Source organism: Alicycliphilus sp. T452 (assembly GCF_054512775.1).
In genome coordinates this window covers 18,764-36,318 of the sequence record NZ_JBTNEH010000035.1, presented here as the reverse complement: position 1 = coordinate 36,318, position 17,555 = coordinate 18,764, and the positions used below count along the sequence as shown (strand labels likewise).

At 69.6% G+C, this 17,555-nt stretch carries 16 protein-coding genes; 12 read left to right on the top strand and 4 right to left on the bottom strand.

All coding sequences use genetic code 11. The features are described from left to right. Window positions 1-230: 230 nt before the first annotated feature. The 3 genes from ACX12L_RS21215 (at window position 231) to ACX12L_RS21205 (ending at window position 2,552) form a co-directional block, all read left to right on the top strand. Window positions 231-788 (top strand): DUF1439 domain-containing protein, encoded by a 558-nt coding sequence (locus ACX12L_RS21215; protein ID WP_459264414.1) that lies wholly within the window; start codon window positions 231-233, stop codon window positions 786-788. 150 nt (window positions 789-938) lie between these two features. Further along, a complete protein-coding gene (locus tag ACX12L_RS21210) occupies window positions 939-1,940 on the top strand; it encodes an SDR family oxidoreductase (protein ID WP_459264413.1) in 1,002 nt (333 codons plus the stop codon). A gap of 135 nt (window positions 1,941-2,075) precedes the next feature. Further along, a complete protein-coding gene (locus ACX12L_RS21205) occupies window positions 2,076-2,552 on the top strand; it encodes a GyrI-like domain-containing protein (RefSeq protein WP_459264412.1) in 477 nt (158 codons plus the stop codon). 99 nt (window positions 2,553-2,651) lie between these two features. Here ACX12L_RS21205 and ACX12L_RS21200 read toward each other — a convergent pair whose 3' ends face one another. Continuing rightward, window positions 2,652-3,542, bottom strand: coding sequence for a LysR family transcriptional regulator (locus tag ACX12L_RS21200; RefSeq protein ID WP_459264411.1), 891 nt, complete (start codon window positions 3,540-3,542; stop codon window positions 2,652-2,654). 107 nt (window positions 3,543-3,649) lie between these two features. Between ACX12L_RS21200 and ACX12L_RS21195 the strand changes: the two genes are divergently transcribed. The 8 genes from ACX12L_RS21195 (at window position 3,650) to ACX12L_RS21160 (ending at window position 12,789) form a co-directional block, all read left to right on the top strand. Then, the gene (locus ACX12L_RS21195) at window positions 3,650-5,011 is read left to right on the top strand and encodes an acyclic terpene utilization AtuA family protein (protein WP_459264410.1); all 1,362 of its coding nucleotides are present in this window, start codon (window positions 3,650-3,652) and stop codon (window positions 5,009-5,011) included. A 17-nt stretch (window positions 5,012-5,028) separates the two neighbouring features. Beyond that, window positions 5,029-5,382 carry an AtuA-related protein gene (locus ACX12L_RS21190; RefSeq protein ID WP_459264409.1) on the top strand — a complete coding sequence of 118 codons (354 nt, stop codon included), beginning with the start codon at window positions 5,029-5,031 and terminating at the stop codon, window positions 5,380-5,382. Between the two features lie 11 nt (window positions 5,383-5,393). Then, complete coding sequence (locus ACX12L_RS21185; protein WP_459264408.1) at window positions 5,394-6,458, top strand: amidohydrolase family protein; 1,065 nt, start codon at window positions 5,394-5,396, stop codon at window positions 6,456-6,458. 44 nt (window positions 6,459-6,502) lie between these two features. Beyond that, window positions 6,503-7,732: an ABC transporter substrate-binding protein gene (locus tag ACX12L_RS21180; RefSeq protein WP_459264407.1), complete on the top strand. Its 1,230-nt coding sequence runs from the start codon at window positions 6,503-6,505 to the stop codon at window positions 7,730-7,732. A gap of 22 nt (window positions 7,733-7,754) precedes the next feature. Then, the gene (locus ACX12L_RS21175; RefSeq protein ID WP_459264406.1) at window positions 7,755-8,723 is read left to right on the top strand and encodes a Bug family tripartite tricarboxylate transporter substrate binding protein; all 969 of its coding nucleotides are present in this window, start codon (window positions 7,755-7,757) and stop codon (window positions 8,721-8,723) included. A 54-nt stretch (window positions 8,724-8,777) separates the two neighbouring features. Further along, window positions 8,778-9,251, top strand: a complete 474-nt coding sequence (locus tag ACX12L_RS21170) for an FKBP-type peptidyl-prolyl cis-trans isomerase (RefSeq protein ID WP_459264405.1) — start codon at window positions 8,778-8,780, stop codon at window positions 9,249-9,251. Window positions 9,252-9,379: 128 nt separating this feature from the next. Continuing rightward, window positions 9,380-11,575 carry a TonB-dependent receptor gene (locus tag ACX12L_RS21165; protein ID WP_459264404.1) on the top strand — a complete coding sequence of 732 codons (2,196 nt, stop codon included), beginning with the start codon at window positions 9,380-9,382 and terminating at the stop codon, window positions 11,573-11,575. Further along, complete coding sequence (locus ACX12L_RS21160) at window positions 11,575-12,789, top strand: PepSY-associated TM helix domain-containing protein (RefSeq protein WP_459264403.1); 1,215 nt, start codon at window positions 11,575-11,577, stop codon at window positions 12,787-12,789. Before ACX12L_RS21165 ends, ACX12L_RS21160 begins: the two co-directional genes overlap by 1 nt. Window positions 12,790-12,830: 41 nt before the next feature. On the opposite strand, the gene ACX12L_RS21155 is transcribed toward ACX12L_RS21160, so the two are convergent. Next, the gene (locus tag ACX12L_RS21155) at window positions 12,831-13,718 is read right to left on the bottom strand and encodes a gamma-glutamyl-gamma-aminobutyrate hydrolase family protein (protein ID WP_459264402.1); all 888 of its coding nucleotides are present in this window, start codon (window positions 13,716-13,718) and stop codon (window positions 12,831-12,833) included. Between the two features lie 198 nt (window positions 13,719-13,916). On the opposite strand from ACX12L_RS21155, the gene ACX12L_RS21150 reads away from it, so the two are divergent. Next, a complete protein-coding gene (locus ACX12L_RS21150) occupies window positions 13,917-14,261 on the top strand; it encodes an HPF/RaiA family ribosome-associated protein (protein WP_013520914.1) in 345 nt (114 codons plus the stop codon). Window positions 14,262-14,423: 162 nt separating this feature from the next. On the opposite strand, the gene gap is transcribed toward ACX12L_RS21150, so the two are convergent. Both gap and tkt read right to left on the bottom strand, forming a co-directional pair. Then, window positions 14,424-15,425, bottom strand: coding sequence for a type I glyceraldehyde-3-phosphate dehydrogenase (gene gap / locus ACX12L_RS21145; RefSeq protein ID WP_459264401.1), 1,002 nt, complete (start codon window positions 15,423-15,425; stop codon window positions 14,424-14,426). 29 nt (window positions 15,426-15,454) lie between these two features. After that, the gene (gene tkt / locus ACX12L_RS21140; protein WP_459264400.1) at window positions 15,455-17,491 is read right to left on the bottom strand and encodes a transketolase; all 2,037 of its coding nucleotides are present in this window, start codon (window positions 17,489-17,491) and stop codon (window positions 15,455-15,457) included. Window positions 17,492-17,555: the final 64 nt, after the last annotated feature.

Genomic DNA, 17,555 nt, shown 5'->3' with positions numbered 1-17,555 from the left:
CGTCGTGCGCCTGACGCTGCGCAGTAACAGCTCTATCTCGGCAAACTTCTCTCGGCTGATGTCGCTCGGGTATTGCTTTCTTTTCACACCCCTATTGTCTGAGGTCGGAAGATCGCAAACAGGCTCTGAGATCATGAACACGTTCTGATGGCCGCGCATGCGTGATGCAGCCGGTTGCACGCAGCGGCGCGGGCATCAGCACAATGGGACGTTTCGAGAAGCACACCACCATGCAGCGCAGACTCCTCCTGACCCACACCGCCGCTGGCGCCCTGGCCCTGCTGGCCGGCTGCGCCAGCGCGCAGTCCGGCTACACCATCAGCACGCAGCAGATGCAGCAGGCGCTGGCCGAGCGCTTCCCGCGCAGCTACCCGCTGGGCGGCCTGCTGGACCTGCAGCTGCAGGCGCCGCGCCTGGCCCTGCTGCCCGAGCGCGACCAGGTCAACGCCGTGTTCGACCTGGCGGCCACGGGGGCGCTGCTGGCGCGCCGGCACACGGGCGTGTTCGACGTGGACTTCGCGCTGCGCTACGAACCCGCGGACCGCAGCATCCGCGCCTACCGGCTGCACGTGAACGCGCTGCGCCTCGATGGCCTCAAGCCCCAGGCGTCCGAGCTGCTGCAGCGCTACGGCCAGCAGCTGGCCGAGCAGTCGCTGCGCGAGGTGGTGCTGCACCAGCTGCGCGACAAGGACCTCGCGCCCATCGCCGCCATGGGCCTGCAGCCCGAGAGCATCAGCGTCACGCCGCGCGGGCTGCTCGTGCGCTTCGGCCCCAGGCCATTGCCCTGATTGCTCTTGACGTGATAGCTGCAAGAGCTTGCTGTACGGGCGTTGCAGCGTGTTTCTGCTTGGAACGCACAGGCGCGGGCGCTGTCCTACGCCGCCATGGCGGCGCAGCGGTTACAAAAGAGGGATAGCAGCCACTACCCGCACCACGCCATGAACCAGACCCCGCCCGCCGCCCCGCATTGCCTGACCGCCGCCCCGCCCGAGCCGGTGGTGGTGATCACCGGCGCCTCCAGCGGCATAGGCCATGCCACGGCGCTGGCCTTCGCGCGGCGCGGCGCGCGCGTGGTGCTGGCCGCGCGCAATGCCGACACGCTCGCCCCCGTGGCGCTGGCCTGCCATGCCGAGGGCGGCCGGGCGCTGGGCATACCCACCGACGTGACCGACGCCGAGGCCGTGCAGGCCCTGGCCGACAAGGCGGTGCGCCACTTCGGGCGCATCGACATCTGGGTCAACGCCGTGGGCGTGGGAGCCGTGGGGCGCTTCGAGGGCGTGCCGATCGCGGCCCACCGCCGCGTGATCGAGGCCAACCTGCTCGGCCACCTGCACGGCGCGCACGCGGCGCTCACGCGCTTTCGCGACCAGGGCCACGGGCTGCTGGTGAACCTCATCTCGCTGGGAGGCTGGCTGCCCACGCCCTATGCCGCGGCCTACGCGGCCAGCAAGTTCGGACTGCGCGGCCTGTCGGAGAGCCTGCGCGCCGAGGTGGCCGACCTGCCGCGCGTGCACGTCTGCGACGTGGCCCCCACCGTGGTCGACACGCCCGGCCTGTCGCACGGCGCCAACTACACGGGCCGGCGCCTGCGGGCGCCGCTGCCCATGGTGGACCCGCGCGCCGTGGCCCAGGCCATCGTGGACCTGGCCGACAGTCCGCAGCCGCGCGCCGTGACCTGGCTGGGCCTGGGCGCGCTGCCCGGGCGGCTGGCCCATGCGCTCGCGCCCCAGGGCACGGCGCGCGCGCTGCGCTGGCTCGGCGACCGGGGGCTGCGCCATGCTGCGCCCGCGCCGCTCACCGAGGGCAACCTGTTTTCCCCCTCGCGCCAGACCGCCATCGACGGCGGCCAGCGCCAGCGCATGGCCGGCACGGCCGGCCTGGTGGCCGTGCTGGGCGCCGTGGGGCTGGCCGCGGGGTGGTGGCTGGGGCGGCGGCGCTGAAGTCATGCGGGCCTGGTGTTACCAGCGCCCGGCGTTCTCCTACAGACATGATGCACGCTTCGGGCCTACGATCGGGAAAGGCCCCGGAGGCCGTCGCGCCGCCCGGCCGAGTTCCGTATTGCGTCGGAGGCGATCATGATCGAGACACCGCAGATCATCGACATCAGCCCCCCGCGCACGACGGCCGTGATCCGCGTCTGCTGCCCGCGCGAGGAACTGCCATGCACCATGGGCCGCGGCGTGCGCGAACTGCTCGACCGCATCAAGGCCCAGGGCGCGCAGGCTGCGGGCCCGTTGTTCACCCACCACCTGCGCGGCCCGACCGACAGCTTCGACTGCGAGGTCGGCGTGGCCGTGGACCGGCCCGTGCGCCCGGCGGGCCACGTGTGCCCGGGCCAATGGCCGGCCATGCGCGTGGCGCGCACCCTGTACCGCGGCTACTATGAAGACCTGCCGCAGGCCTGGGCCGCCCTGCGCGCCTGGATCGCCGCGCAGGGCCTGGCCGCCACCGGCGAGATGTGGGAGTGCTACATCACCGGCCCCGAGATCGGCTCGGATGCCAACGCCTGGCGCACCGAGCTCTACCTGCCGCTGTGCGGCAAGGGTGCCTGATGCTCTTCAAATGAGAGCTGCTGGCGCTTGCTGTGAAAGCGCTGTGGGCCGATTTATCCATAAATTCACCGCGCCGCCTGGGTCAACACGCTCTGAGCGTCAGGCGCCGAACTCCTGCGCCAGGAAGTCCACCACCGCCCGCACGCGCGGCGCGAGCGAGCGCCCGCGCGGGTAGAGCAGGTAGAAGCGGTCGTCTTCGGTGCGCTCCTGGTACTGCGTGAGCAGCGGCACGAGCGCGCCCGATTCCAGGTCGCCCGCGATGTGAAAGCGCGCGAGCCGCACCACGCCCAGCCCCAGCAGCGCGAAGGTGCGCAGCAGCTCGCCCTGGTTCGCGCCGATGTAGTTCGGGATGTCGATGGTCTTGAGCCCGCCCTCGTCGTGGAACGTCCAGCGGTTCCACTGCGTGCGGATGGTGAAGTTCAGGCACCGGTGGCGCAGCAGATCCTCGGGCCGCTGCGGCGTGCCGTGGCGCGCAAGGTATTGCGGCGCGGCGGCGATGACCCAGGGCCGCACCATGAGCGGGCGGCCGATCAGCGTCTGCTCCGTGGGCCGCCCGCTGTGGATGGCCACGTCCAGCCCCTGGCGGATGAAGTCGCCGCGCTCCGTGCCCAGCACGAAGTCCAGGTGCAGGCGCGGGTGCCTGTCCAGCAGCCTGGGCAGCCGGGGCGCGACGAGGTACTTGGCCGTGGTCAGCGCGGTGTGGATGCGCACGGTGCCCGATATCTCGGCATCGGCCACGCGCACGCCGGCCTCGGCCTCCTCCATCGCCTGCACCACCTGCTCGCCCGCCGCGCGCAAGCGCTCGCCCTCCTGCGTGAGGCGGATGGCGCCCGCCACGCGCTCGAACAGCCGCACGCCGAGGCGCGCCTCCATGCGCGCGATCAGCTTGCTGATCGTCGAGGGCGACTGGTGCAGCCTGCGGCCCGCGCCGGAAAAGCTGCCTTCCTCCACCACGCGCAGGAACACCTGCAGTTCGCCGAACTTGTCCATGGCACCCTTTGTGAAATCCGTTCACATGCGCTTTGCCGCCGCATGCGTTGTCTGCCCAGTCTTCACTCTACAGAATGCCCTGCATACCCAGAACGGAGACAACGCGAATGAGTGAGAACAAGCTGCTGCGCATCGGCTCGGGCGCGGCCTGGTGGGGCGACCGCGTGGAGCCCGCGCAGCTCAACGCCGAGCGCGGCGACCTCGACTACCTGTGCTTCGAGACCATGGCCGAGGCCACCGTGTCAGCGGCGCAGGTGCGCGCGCGGCGCGACCCGTCCTTTCCCGGCTACGACACCTACCTGGACGACCGCATGCGCGCCGTGCTGCCCGCCTGCATGCGCCGGGGCACGCGCATCGTCTCCAACCAGGGCTGGATCAACCCGCAGGGCGCGGCCCGGCGCATCGTGGAGCTGCTGCGCGAGCTGGGCATCGCGGGCGTGAAGGTCGCGGCCGTGGGCGGCAGCCTCATCACCGACCGCGTGCTGGAGCTGGCGCCCACCATCCTCGAAAACGGCCAGCCCACGGCCACGCTGAAGGACACGCTGATCTCCGCCGAGGCCTACATGGGCGCCGAGCCCATCGTGCAGGCGCTGCGCGAGGGCGCGCAGATCGTCGTGACGGGCCGCGTGGCCGACCCGTCGCTGTTCCTCGCGCCCATGGTGTACGAGTTCGGCTGGGACCCGCTCGACCACGAAAGGATCGGCGCGGGCAGCGGCATCGGCCACCTGCTCGAATGCGGCGCGCAGGTCACGGGCGGCTACTTCGCCGACCCGGGCCTCAAGGACGTGCCTGATCCGTGGAACTTCGCCTTCCCCATTGCCGAGGTGGATGCGCAGGGCAACGTCACGCTCTCCAAGGTGGCGGGCACGGGTGGCGCCATCACCGCGCAGACCGTCAAGGAGCAGATGCTCTACGAGGTGCACGACCCCGCCAACTACATCACGCCCGACGTGGTGGTGGACTTCACCCGCGCGCGCATCGAGCCGCTGGGCCCCGACCGCGTGCGCGTCACCGGCCTCACGGGCACGCCGCGCACGCCCACGCTCAAGGTTTCCATGGGCTGTACCGAGGGCTTCATCGGCGAGGACATGTTCTTCTACGCCGGCCCCGGCGCACTGCGCCGCGCGCAGCTCGCCAAAAAGATATTGGAGGAGCGCTTCAGGATCGTGCAGCTCGACGCCGAGGAGGTGCGCATCGATTTCCTGGGGCTGAACGCCATCCACGGCGCGGCCACGCCGCCCGATGCGCCGGAGCCCTACGAGGTGGCCGTGCGCGTGGCCGCGCGCACCCGCACGCGCGCCGAGGCCGCCAAGGTCGGCCGCGAGGTGGACGGCATGGCCGTCTCCGGCGTGGGCCACACCGGCAAGCGCGTGCCGCACCAGGAGCGCACGCGCGAGGTGATCGGCGTGTGGTCCTCGCTCGTGCCGCGCGAGCAGGTGGCGGCGCACATCGACTATTTCACGAGCTGAACAGGGGAGCGACCGCCATGAAGGCACGACTGGAACAGGTGGCCCACACGCGCTCGGGCGACAAGGGCAACACCTCCAACATCGCCGTGTTCGCCTACGAACCCGCGCTGTATCCGCTGCTCAGGGAGCAGCTCACCGCCGAGCGCTTCAAGGCCTTCCACCGCGAGGCCATCACCGGCGAGGTGCTGCGCTACGAGGCGGAGAACCTGCACGCGCTCAACTTCGTCGCGCACGGCGCCCTGGGCGGCGGCGTCTCGCGCAGCCTGTCGCTGGACAACTACGGCAAGGCGTTGTCGGCGGCCATCCTGGGCTTCGAGCTCGATGTGCCCGAGGCGCTGGCGCCGCTGCTGCGCGAGCGGCGTTCCGCCTGAAGGAGCCGGGCATGGACACGAACGCTGCAGCGGATGCCCGTCCCCTCGTCACGCACCCCGGCATCAACGAGCGCTGGCTCCGTCAGGTGAGCGAACCGGCGCTGGAGCCGGACCTGCCCATCGTCGATCCGCACCACCACCTTTGGGACCGCGACGGCGGCTACTTTGCCCCGCAGTTGTTGCAAGACCTGGCTCAGGGCCATCGCGTGGTTGCCACGGTGCATGTGCAATGCCACCACGGCTACTTCGACAGCGGCCCGCAGGCACTGCGTCCGGTGGGCGAGACGCGTTTTGCCGTGCGCATGGCGCATGAAGCGCGGCAGGCTGGGGCAGACGTACGGATGTGCAGCGGCATCGTGGGCTTCGCAGACCTGCAATTGGGTGACGCGGTGCAGGAGGTCTTGCAGGCGCACATTGCAGAAGGAGGGGGCCGCTTTCGAGGCATCCGCCGGCTCAATGCACGCGATGACGCCTTTCGCACCCATTTGCCGCCGCTGCCGCCGGGACTGTTGGCCGATACGGCGTTCCGCCGTGGTTTCGCGCGCCTGCAGCCCCTGGGCCTGTCGTTTGACGCATGGATGTTCCATCCACAGCTCGGCGAACTCGTTGCGCTGGCCGATGCTTTCCCGGAAACGTCCATCGTTCTCGACCATGCGGGCACGCCGCTGGGCATGGGCCCGTACCAGGGGCGCAAGGACGAGGTCTTCAGTCGCTGGAGCGCGGACATCGGGCGGTTGGCGCAGAGGCCGCAGGTGACGGCCAAGCTCGGCGGGCTGGGCATGGCGTTCACCGGGTTCGACTTCCACCGGCGCGGGCTGCCGCCTTCCTCCGAGGAGCTGGCGCGGGCCTGGAGGCCGTACATCGAACGCTGCATCGAAGCCTTTGGTCCCGCCCGCTGCATGTTCGAGAGCAACTTCCCGGTGGACAAGGCGTCTTGCGGCTACGGCGTGCTGTGGAACGCATTCAAGCGCCTCGCGGCAGGCGCGTCGGCCACTGAGAAGGCCGCGCTGTTCGGTGGTACGGCCGCGCGGGTCTATCGCCTGGAGGTGCCCGAATTGCAAGGCGGGGCCCATTAGCTGCGGGCCGATCCGATTCGACAACCATTTCAAAGGAGACGAGCATGAAAAAGAAACCGGCGGCGCTGGCCGCCACCGCCGCGATGAGCCTGGGCCTGGCACTGGGCGCGCCGGTGCACGCGAGTGGCATATCCGATGGCGTGGTTCGCATCGGCCTGCTGCTCGACATGGCCGGGCCCTACTCCGATATCGGCGGCGCCGGCTCGGTACTGGCTGCGCGCATGGCGGTGGAGGACTTCGGCGGCACCGTGCTCGGCAAGCCCATCGAAGTGATCTACGCGGACCACCAGAACAAGCCCGACATCGCGTCCACCAAGGCGCGCGAGTGGTTCGACACGCAGAAGGTCGATGCCATCACTGACGTGGCTTCCAGCGCCACGTCCATTGCCGCCGTGAACGTGGGGCGTGCCAAGAACAAGCCCGTGTTGATCTCCGCCGCTGCGGGCGGCACAAGCCGCCTCACCAACGAGGACTGCAGCCCCATCAGCGTGCACTGGACCTACAACACCCAGACGCTGGCCAACGTCACTGCCCGCGCCGTCACGAAGGCCGGAGGCGATTCCTGGTTCTTCATCACGGCGGACTACACCTTCGGCCATTCGCTGGAAAAAGACACGGCGGACCTCGTCAAGGCCGCGGGCGGCCAGGTGCTCGGCTCTGTGCGCCACCCGCTCAATGCGAGCGATTTCTCCTCGTTCATCATGCAGGCGCAGAACTCCAAGGCCAAGGTCATCGGCCTGGCCAATGCGGGCGCGGACACGATCAGCACCATCAAGGCAGCCAACGACTTCGGCCTCGTGCAGTCGGGCAAATCCCTCGCGGGGCTGCTCATGTACATCAGCGACGTACATGCGCTGGGCCTGCGCCTGACGCAGGGCATGATGATGACGGAGGGCTTCTACTGGGATCTCAACGACGAGACCCGGGCATGGTCCAAGCGTTTCTTCGAGCGCCACAAGCGCATGCCCACCTCGGCGCAGGCGGGCGAATACTCGGCGGTGACGCACTACCTGAAAGCGGTGAAGGCGGCCGGCACCGACGAAACCGGGGCCGTGATGGCCAAGATGCGCGAGCTGCCCGTGAACGACGTCTTCGTGCGCGGCGGGACCATTCGGCCCGATGGAGCGATGGTGCATCCCATGTACCTTGCGCAGGTCAAGAAACCTTCGGAATCGCGCTATCCATGGGACTACCTTGCCATCAAGGCCGTGGTGCCGCAGGAAGAAGCATTCCAGCCGCTGTCGAACAGCCGCTGTCCTCTCGTGAAACGTTGATGCACAGCAAGGAGACAGACCCATGCACAGGATCCTTCGCAGGTTCGCGGCCCTGGCCCTCTCGGCCTGCGCCGCGCTGGCCCATGCCCAGAGCTACCCCGCCAAGCCGGTGCGCATCGTCGTGCCCTACCCGGCAGGCGGCACCACGGACATCATCGCGCGCATCGCCGCCGCGCAGCTGGCCGAGCGGCTCAGGCAGCCCTTCGTGGTGGAGAACCGCGCGGGCGCGAGCGGCGCCATCGGCGCGGTGGCCGTGGCGCAGTCCGCGCCCGACGGCTACACGCTGGTCATGGGCACGGCCAGCTCGCACGGCATCAACTCGGCGCTGCAGAAGAACCTGCCCTACGACGCCGTGAAGGACTTCGCGCCCGTCACCGTGGTCGCCAGCACGCCCAACATCGTCGTGGTGCACCCGAGCGTGCCCGCCAGGACGCTGGGCGAGCTGCTGGCGCTGGCCAGGGCGCAGCCGGGCAAGATCAACTTCGGCTCCACCAGTCCCGGCGGCTCGCCGCACATGAGCGCGGAGCTGCTCAAGATGATGGCCGGCGTGGACATGACGCACGTGCCCTACAAGGGCGCCGCGCCCATGCTCACCGACCTGATCGGCGGGCAGATCCAGGCGGGCTTCGACAACCTGCCCTCCACCATCGGCTTCGTGCACGGCGGCAAGGTGCGCGCGCTGGCCGTGACCACGCCGCAACGCTGGCCCGGCGCGCCCGACATTCCCACGGTGGCCGAGAGCGGCGTGCCGGGCTACGAGGTCTCGGGCTGGTTCGGCCTGCTGGCGCCGGCGGGCACGCCCAAGGCGGTGCTCGACACGCTGCAATCGGCCGTGGCGCAGGCCGTGCAGCAGCCCGAGGTGGCCAGGCAGCTGCGCGACCTGGGCGCCGAGCCCGTGGCCAACAAGCCCGAGGCGTTCGCGCGCGACATCGCGGCCGACGTGGAGAAATGGCGCAAGGTGGTCCAGGCCACGGGCGTGCGGCTTGAGTGACGTGCGGCGCGCGTGCGGGACAATGGCGCATTCCTTTTTCTTGAACCGCGCGCCATGCACATCGCCAAAGACACCGCCGTCACCATCAGCTACAAGATCACCGACCCCGCCACCGGCAAGCCGCTCGATTCCGGCCACGTGGCCTACCTGCACGGCGGCTACGAGAATATCTTCGCCAAGGTGGAAGCCGCGCTCGAAGGCCAGGCCGCGGGCCATGCCGCCACCGTCGATCTGGCCGTGGAGGACGCCTTCGGCCCGCGCGACGAGAGCCTGGTGCGTACCATCCCCAAGAGCGAATTCCCGCCCGGCGTGAAGGTGGGCGGCCAGCTCCAGGGCCCGGGCGCCGACGGGCAGCCCCAGATGTTCCACGTGGTCAAGATCAAGGGCCCCGTGGTGCACCTGGACGGCAACCACCCGCTGGCCGGCCACGCGCTGCGCTTCGCCTGCAAGGTGACCGAGGTGCGCGCCGCCACGCCCGAGGAGATCGCCCACCGCCACGTGCATGGCGGGCACGGGCACCACCACTGAAATCCCTATCAGGCAGATTGCTATGTAAAAGCGAGCTGCCTGCGCTTTGCCTGATTGGCCTGCAGGCCTATTTTTCGCGGGCGTTGAATTGAAAGATAATACGAATATTTCTCGTTTGTCTTTCTATCATGAAACCCAGCACTACCTGCTTCCCGCTGTTGCCCATTGCCGCAGCCGTGGGGCTGGCGCTCGCGGCGGGCGCCGCCGGCGCGCAGGCCCAGGCTCCTGGCGGCACGCCCACCCTGGCCGCCGTGACCGTGGAGGCCAGCGCCGACGCATCGGCCCAGGGCCTGGCCAAGCCCTACGCGGGCGGGCAGGTGGCGCGCGGCGCGCGCGTGGGCCTGCTGGGCACGCAGGACTTCATGGACACGCCGTTCTCCACCACCAGTTACACCAGCGAGCTGATCCAGAGCCAGCAGGCGCAGAGCGTGGGCGACGTGCTGCTCAACGACCCGTCCGTGCGCCAGGCGCGCGGCTTCGGCAACTTCCAGCAGGCGTACTTCATTCGCGGCTTCACGGTGTATTCGGACGACGTGGCCTACAACGGCCTCTACGGCCTGGTGCCGCGCCAGTACATGGCGGCCGAGTTCGTCGAGCGCGTGGAGGTGTTCCGCGGCGCCAATGCGTTCCTGAGCGGCGCGGGCGCGGGCAGCGTGAGCGGCGGCGGCCTGGGCGGGCTCATCAACGTGGTGCCCAAGCGCGCGGGCAACGAGCCCCTGAACCGCGTGACGCTGGGCGCGCAGTCCGGCGGCCAGGGCTACGCGGCGGCGGACATCGGCCGCCGCTTCGGCCCGGACGATTCCACGGGCCTGCGCCTGAACCTCGCGCGGCGCGACGGCGACACGGGCGTGGACGGCGAGAACATGCGCATGACCGCCGCGGCGGTGGGGCTGGACTGGCGCAGCCGCGCGGCCCGCCTCTCGGCCGACTTCGGCTACCAGGAGCACAAGCTGCACGCGCCCCGGCCCGCGCTCACGCCGTCGGCCAGCCTGCCGGTCCCGTCGGCGCCCGACGCCGGCCGCAACTTCGCCCAGCCCTGGACGCATTCGGACAGCCGCGACCTGTTCGGCACCGTGCGCGGCGAGTTCGACTTGAGCGACCAGTGGACCGGCTGGGCCGCGCTGGGCGTGCGCCGCGGCAAGGAGGACAACGCGCTCTCGGGCCTGACGCTCTCCGGCAGCACCGGCAGCGCCACGATCAACCGCTTCGACAACACGCGCGAGAACCGCGTGAAGACGGGCGAGCTGGGCCTGCGCGGCACCCTGCGCACGGGCGGCGTCAAGCACACGGTGGTGGCGTCGCTCACGGGCTTCGACGCCAGCGAGCGCAACGCCTGGGGCTACAACTACGCCACGGGCCTTGCCAACAACATCTACGACCCCGTGGCCCTGTCCGCGCCGCCGCTCACCGGCCTGGGCGGCGCGCTGGGCAGCCCGCTCGAGACCGAGCGCATCCGCACGTCCAGCCTGGCGCTGGCCGACACGATGGACTTCATGGACGGCCGCGTGCTGTTCACGCTGGGCGCGCGCCGCCAGACGATCAAGGACGAGGGCTTCAACGTGAACACCGGCGCGCGCGAGAGCCGCTACGACAAGAGCCGCGTGACGCCCATGGCCGGCATCGTGTTCAAGGCGCGGCCGGACGTGGCGCTGTACGCCAACTACATCGAAGGGCTGGCCAAGGGCGACACCGCCTCGGGCCAGGACATCACCAACCCCGGCGAGGTGTTCGCGCCCTACGTTTCGCGCCAGAAGGAGGTGGGCGTGAAGTACGACGGCGGCGCCGTCGGCGCCAGCGCGGCCTTCTTCACCACCAGCAAGCCCAGCGCCTACGTGCAGAACAACGTCTTCGGCGTGTTCGGCGAGCAGCGCAACCGCGGCGTGGAGTTCAACGTGTTCGGCGAACCCGCCAGGGGCCTGCGCCTGCTGGGCGGCCTGACGCTGCTGGATGCCGAGTACCTGCGCACGGCCGGCGGCGCCAACGACGGCAAGCGCGTCGTTGGCGTGCCGCGCCGCCAGGCCAACATCGGCGCCGAATGGGAGGTTCCGGGCGCGCGCGGCCTCGCGCTCAACGCGCGGCTGCTCTACACCGGCGCCCAGTACGCCAACGCGGCCAACACCCTGCGCGTGCCGGGCTGGACGCGGCTGGACCTGGGCGCGCGCTACCTGCTGGAAGTGGGCGGCAGGCTCGTCACGCTGAACGCGCGCGTGGACAACGCGCTGGGCAAGGACTACTGGGCCTCGGCGGGCGGCTATGCGTCCTCGGGCTACCTCGTGCTGGGCGCGCCGCGCACCTTCTCGCTCATGGCCAGCGTCGATTTCTGATGCGCGCCTTCTGGACGGTCGTGCACCGCTGGATGGGGCTCGCCGTGGCCCTGTTCCTCATCGTCGCCGGGCTCACCGGCGCGGTGATCTCGTGGGACCACGAGATCGACGAGTGGCTCAACGCCGACATCATGCGTACGCCCGGCCGCGGTCCGCTGCAGGACCCGCTGGCGCTCGCCGCCGCCGTGGAGGCGGACGATCCGCACGCCGAGATCAGCTACATGACGCTGGGGCTGGAGGAGGGCCACGCGGCCTCCTTCCTCGTGCGCCCGCGCACCGACCCGGCCACGGGCGCCAAATACGCGCTGGACTACAACACCGTCTACGTCGACCCGGTCACGGCCCGCATCATCGGCCACCGCGACGCGCGCAGCATCGCGCTCAGCCGCCGCAACCTCATGCCCTGGCTGCGCCACCTGCACGAGAGCCTGCACATGCCCGCCTTCCGGGGCAGCGACCGCTGGGGCTTCTGGCTCATGGGCGGCGTGGCGCTGGTGTGGCTGATCGACAGCTTCGTGGCGCTCTACCTCACCTTCCCTCCGCGCCAGGCCGCGCGTTCGGCGCGCACCTGGGCCAGCCGCTGGCGCCCCGCGTGGGCGGTGCGCTGGCGCGCGGGCGGCTACAGGCTCAACTTCGACCTGCACCGCGCCGGGGGGCTGTGGGTGTGGGGCGTCATCATCGTCGTGTCGTTCACCTCGTTCTCGCTGAACCTCTACCGCGAGGTGTTCTATCCGGTGATGAGCAAGATTTCGACGACCACCCCGGGCCCCTACGAAACGCTCACGCCCGCGCCCCTGGGCACCTTCATCGCGCCGCGCATCGGCTTCGCCGAGGCCATCGCCATCGCGCGCCGCGAGGGCGAGCGCCTGGGCTTCGCGCACCCGCCGGGCGGCATCTGGTACGGCGGCGACTTCCCGTTCTACAACGTCTCGTTCTTCGATCCGAGCGACGAGTCGGGCGCGATGGGCATGGGCCTGTCGAACGTCTACGTCAGCTCCGGGACGGGCGAGGTGCTCGGCACGCACCGCCCCTGGTACGGCACCGCCGCCGACGTGTTCGTGCAGCTGCAGCTGCCGCTGCACTCCGGGCGCATCCTGGGGCTGACGGGGCGCATCCTCATGTCGTTCATGGGGCTCATGGTGGCCATGCTCTCGGTCACCGGCATCGTGATCTGGGCGCGCAAGCGCCGTGCGCGGATGCTTCAAAAAATATAGCTTTAAGCGCTTGGTGGGCGGGCGCAAGGGGCTGATTCTTCTTAAAACCTGCGCAGCAGTGCCTGCCGCAGCAAGCGCTCCGCCCGGTCGCGGATGTGCAGCGGGCTGCGGCCCGGCCGGGGGCGGGCGCGCGCGTCGGCGCAGGCGGCCAGGAAGTCGTGCAGCAGCGGCGAGTCGTCCAGCATCGTGCCGCTCGCGGCGCGGAACTCCGGGTGCCATTGCGTGGCCGCGATGTAGCCGCGCCCGTGGCCGTGGCCGTGGCGGCGGCGAATGGCCTCGGGCACCACGTCGGGGTAGCTCCAGGCCTCGATGTCGAAGCCTGGCGCGAGGTTCTTGATGCCCTGGTGGTGGATGCTGTTGACCGTCACGCGCGGCTGGCCGGGGTACAGGCGCGCCAGGCGCGTGCCGGGCACGATGTCCACCTCGTGGAAGTGCTGGTCGTAGGCGACCGCGTTGCGGTGCTGCATGGCGCCGGGGTGCTGGGTCTCTATGTCCTGGTAGAGCGTGCCGCCGAAGGCCACGTTGATGAGCTGCAGGCCCCGGCACACGCCGAAGATGGGCTTGCCCTGCTGCTCGAACGCCTCGACCACGGCCAGGTCGTACAGGTCGCGCACGCGGTCGCCCAGCCAGGCGTCCTTGAGCGGCACCTCGCCGTAGCTGCCGGGCCACACGTCGGAGCCGCCGTGCATGACCACGCCGTCGAGCCATTCGGCGTAGTGCTTGAGCGTGACGTCGCCGCGCGCCGTCTCGCCCGTGGGGCAGGGCACCATCACGACCAGCGCGCCGGCCGACATGATCCAGTGCGCGATGGATTGCTCAACGTATTGCAGCGTCTTGTTGGTGAACAGCGAGCGGCCCGGGTCGGCATGCGAGAAACAGGCCGACAGGCCGATCTTCAGCCGGCTGGCCGTGGGATGGAGGGCAGACATGCAAGGGTTGTAGCACTGCAGCGCCGGCCAGTCTGTAGGAGAGCGCTGCCCCGGTGCGCATGCCGGCCGCGCGCTCCGGGGCCAAGCCCTTCGCCGGCGGCCGATAATTGATGCGAATCAGGCCATCGGCTGCCGACTGCGGCATGATGGGCGGCATGGGGCCTGCATCCGCACCCCGGTTTCACCAAGGAGGAAAACATGCAAATTCAGGTGCATACCAACGACCACATCCAGGGCGGCGAATCGCTGGTGCGCTGGGTGCAGGAAGAGGCCACGACCCGCCTGGCCCGCTTTCGCGAGCATGTGACGCGCGTGGAGGTGTTCCTGTCCGACGTGGACGGCGGCAAGTCCGGCGCGGTCGACAAGCGCTGCGTGATCGAGGCCCGCCCCGCCGGCCGCCAGCCCGTGGCCGCCCATGCCGAGGCGCCCAAGGTGGCCGATGCCTTCGCCGCCGCCGCCGACAAGCTGCTGCGCTCGCTGGGCGACGACATCGCGCGCGCCAAGGACCGCCAGGGGCGCGAGACCATCCGCACGGCGGAGTAAGGGTTGCTATCGAATAGGTAGCTTGTTGCGCTTGCTGCAAGAGCGTCAGAGCCTGTTTTGGCTCTGAAAGGGCCGCAGGCACGCCATGTGCCTGCGGCCCTTTTTGCAGGGCACAAAAAAACGCGCCCGAAGGCGCGTCGCTGTGCAGGGAGTGCGAGCGGCTTACTTGCCGGCCATCACGCGCACCATCTCCAGGCACTTGTTGGAGTAGCCCCACTCGTTGTCGTACCAGGCCACGACCTTCACGAAGGTCTTGTCCAGGGCGATGCCGGCGTCGGCGTCGAACACCGAGGTGTGGGTCTCGCCGACGAAGTCGGTGGCCACCACCTTGTCCTCGGTGTAGGCCAGCACGCCCTTGAGGGCGCCTTGCGACTGGGCCTTCATCTCGGCCTTGATTTCGTCGTAGCTGGCTTCCTTCTCCAGCTCCACCGTCAGGTCCACCACCGACACGTCGGAGGTGGGCACGCGGAAGGACATGCCGGTGAGCTTCTTGTTGAGCGACGGGATCACCACGCCCACGGCCTTGGCGGCGCCGGTGCTGCTGGGGATGATGTTCTCCAGGATGCCGCGGCCGCCGCGCCAGTCCTTGTTGGACGGGCCGTCCACGGTCTTCTGCGTGGCGGTGGCGGCGTGCACGGTGGTCATCAGGCCGCGCTTGATGCCCCACTTGTCGTGCAGCACCTTGGCCACGGGGGCCAGGCAGTTGGTGGTGCAGCTGGCGTTGCTGATGATGGCCTGGCCGTCGTAGGTCTTGTGGTTCACGCCATAGACGAACATCGGCGTGTCGTCCTTGGAGGGGGCCGACATCAGCACCTTCCTGGCGCCGGCGGCGATGTGCTTCTCGGCGCTGGCCTTGTCCAGGAACAGGCCGGTGGACTCGATCACGATGTCGGCGCCGACCTCGTTCCACTTCAGGTTGGCGGGGTCGCGCTCCTGCGTGAGGCGGATCTTCTTGCCGTTGACGATGAGCGTGTTGCCATCGACCGAGACCTCGCCCTTGAAGCGGCCGTGCACGCTGTCGTACTTGAGCATGTAGGCCAGGTAGTCGGGCTCCAGCAGGTCGTTGATGCCAACGACTTCGATGTCGGAGAAGTTCTGCACGGCGGAGCGCAACACGTTGCGGCCGATGCGGCCGAAGCCGTTGATGCCAATCTTGATCGTCATGGTTAAGCCTCTAGGGATGAAAAAAAACTTCAGCGCTTGCGCTGCAGCGCGGCGCGCACGGTGTCGGCCACGTTCTCGGCCGTGAAGCCGAAGTGCTTGAACAGCACGCCTGCCGGGGCCGACTCGCCGTAGGTGTCGATGCCAACCACGGCGGCGCAGCCGTACTTCCACCAGAAGTCGGTCACGCCCATCTCGACGGCGATGCGCGGCAGGCCGGCGGGCAGCACGAGCTGCTTGTACTTCACGTCCTCGCGGTCGAAGGCGGTGGTGCTGGGCATGGAGACCACGCGCACGGCGATCTTGCGCACGGCCAGGAGCTTCTGCGCGGCCAGGGCCAGCTGCACCTCGGAGCCGGTGGCGATGATCACGGCCTGCGCCCTCTTCTTGAGGCCGATGTCCTTCGGCTCGGAGAGGATGTAGGCGCCGCGCGAGATGTCGCCCAGGTCGCGCTTGGGCGCGTAGGGCAGGTTCTGGCGCGAGAGCAGGAGCGCCGTGGGCTTGTTGCGGTTGGACAGGGCCACGCTCCAGGCCACGGCGGTCTCGGCCGTGTCGGCGGGGCGCCATACGTCCAGGCCGGGGATCAGGCGCAGGCTGGCCGCATGCTCGATGGACTGGTGCGTGGGGCCGTCCTCGCCCAGGCCGATGGAGTCGTGCGTGAACACGTGGATCACGCGCTGCTTCATCAGCGCGGCCATGCGGATGGCGTTGCGGCTGTAGTCGCTGAACGTGAGGAAGGTGCCGCCGTAGGGGATGAAGCCGCCGTGCAGCGCGATGCCGTTCATGATGGCGGCCATGCCGAACTCGCGCACGCCGTAGTTGATGTGGCGGCCCACCTGGCCGTCCTCGGTTTTGGCGACGGCGCCGCTGGCTTCCATGCGCAGCGCGGGCGTGCTCTTGGTGTTGGTGAGGTTGGAGCCGGTCAGGTCGGCGCTGCCGCCCAGCAACTCGGGCAGCTGGGCGGTGAAGGCCTCCAGCGCGATCTGGCTGGCCTTGCGGCTGGCCACGGTCTGGCCTGCAGTGTGGGCGGCCACCACCGTGTCCACGGCTACCTGGGCGAAGTGTTTGGGCAGGTCGCCGGCCATGCGGCGGGACAGCTCGAACGCGAGCTCGGGGTAGGCAGCCTCGTAGGCGGCGAAGCGCAGCGTCCACTCGGCCTCGGCGGCCTGGCCGGCGGCCTTGGCGTCCCAGTCGGCATAGACGGACTCGGGGATCGCGAAGGGCTCGTGCGACCAGCCCAGCGCGGCGCGCGTGAGGTTGATCTCCTCGGCGCCCAGGGGCTCGCCGTGGGCCTTGGCGGTGCCCGCGCGGTTGGGGCTGCCTTGGCCGATGGCGGTCTTGCAGACGATCAGCGTGGGCTTGTCCACGCTGGCCTTGGCCTGGCGAATAGCGTCGGCCACGGCCTCCGCGTCGTGCCCGTCCACGGCGTCGATCACGTTCCAGCCGCAGGCGGCGAAGCGCTGGGGCGTGTTGTCGATGAACCAGGGCGCCACCTGGCCGTCGATGCTGATGCCGTTGTCGTCGTACAGCGCGATGAGCTTGTTCAGCTTCCAGGCGCCGGCCAGGCCCACGGCCTCGTGGCTGATGCCTTCCATGAGGCAGCCGTCGCCCAGGAACACGTAGGTGTGATGGTCCACGATGGCGTGGCCTTCGCGGTTGAACTCGGCGGCCAGCAGCTTCTCGGCCAGCGCGAAGCCCACGGCGTTGGTCACGCCCTGGCCCAGCGGGCCGGTGGTGGTCTCCACGCCCGGGGTGATGCCGTGCTCGGGGTGGCCGGCGGTCTTGCTGTGCAGCTGGCGGAAGTTCTTCAGCTCCTGCAGGGGCAGGTCGTAGCCCGTGAGGTGCAGCAGCGCGTACAGCAGCATCGAGGCATGGCCGTTGGACAGCACGAAGCGGTCGCGGTCCATCCACTGCGGGTTGGTGGGGTTGTGCTTCAGGTGCCGGCCCCACAGCGCAACGGCCATGTCGGCCATGCCCATGGGGGCGCCGGGGTGGCCGGAGTTGGCTTGTTGAACGGCATCCATTGCGAGTGCGCGGATCGCATTCGCCATTTGTTGTGCATTGGCCATGAAAGTGGAAAGGGGCTGGGGCAAAGCCCGTCATTTTACCGGGGTGCCTTATGGGGCACTGACA

Bases quoted from the DNA above. Each gene is read 5' to 3' on its own strand.
- ACX12L_RS21215 (WP_459264414.1), top strand. From the start codon at position 231: ATGCAGCGCAGACTCCTCCTGACCCACACCGCCGCTGGCGCCCTGGCC.
- ACX12L_RS21210 (WP_459264413.1), top strand. From the start codon at position 939: ATGAACCAGACCCCGCCCGCCGCCCCGCATTGCCTGACCGCCGCCCCG.
- ACX12L_RS21205 (WP_459264412.1), top strand. From the start codon at position 2,076: ATGATCGAGACACCGCAGATCATCGACATCAGCCCCCCGCGCACGACG.
- ACX12L_RS21200 (WP_459264411.1), bottom strand. From the start codon at position 3,542: ATGGACAAGTTCGGCGAACTGCAGGTGTTCCTGCGCGTGGTGGAGGAA.
- ACX12L_RS21195 (WP_459264410.1), top strand. From the start codon at position 3,650: ATGAGTGAGAACAAGCTGCTGCGCATCGGCTCGGGCGCGGCCTGGTGG.
- ACX12L_RS21190 (WP_459264409.1), top strand. From the start codon at position 5,029: ATGAAGGCACGACTGGAACAGGTGGCCCACACGCGCTCGGGCGACAAG.
- ACX12L_RS21185 (WP_459264408.1), top strand. From the start codon at position 5,394: ATGGACACGAACGCTGCAGCGGATGCCCGTCCCCTCGTCACGCACCCC.
- ACX12L_RS21180 (WP_459264407.1), top strand. From the start codon at position 6,503: ATGAAAAAGAAACCGGCGGCGCTGGCCGCCACCGCCGCGATGAGCCTG.
- ACX12L_RS21175 (WP_459264406.1), top strand. From the start codon at position 7,755: ATGCACAGGATCCTTCGCAGGTTCGCGGCCCTGGCCCTCTCGGCCTGC.
- ACX12L_RS21170 (WP_459264405.1), top strand. From the start codon at position 8,778: ATGCACATCGCCAAAGACACCGCCGTCACCATCAGCTACAAGATCACC.
- ACX12L_RS21165 (WP_459264404.1), top strand. From the start codon at position 9,380: ATGAAACCCAGCACTACCTGCTTCCCGCTGTTGCCCATTGCCGCAGCC.
- ACX12L_RS21160 (WP_459264403.1), top strand. From the start codon at position 11,575: ATGCGCGCCTTCTGGACGGTCGTGCACCGCTGGATGGGGCTCGCCGTG.
- ACX12L_RS21155 (WP_459264402.1), bottom strand. From the start codon at position 13,718: ATGTCTGCCCTCCATCCCACGGCCAGCCGGCTGAAGATCGGCCTGTCG.
- ACX12L_RS21150 (WP_013520914.1), top strand. From the start codon at position 13,917: ATGCAAATTCAGGTGCATACCAACGACCACATCCAGGGCGGCGAATCG.
- gap (WP_459264401.1), bottom strand. From the start codon at position 15,425: ATGACGATCAAGATTGGCATCAACGGCTTCGGCCGCATCGGCCGCAAC.
- tkt (WP_459264400.1), bottom strand. From the start codon at position 17,491: ATGGCCAATGCACAACAAATGGCGAATGCGATCCGCGCACTCGCAATG.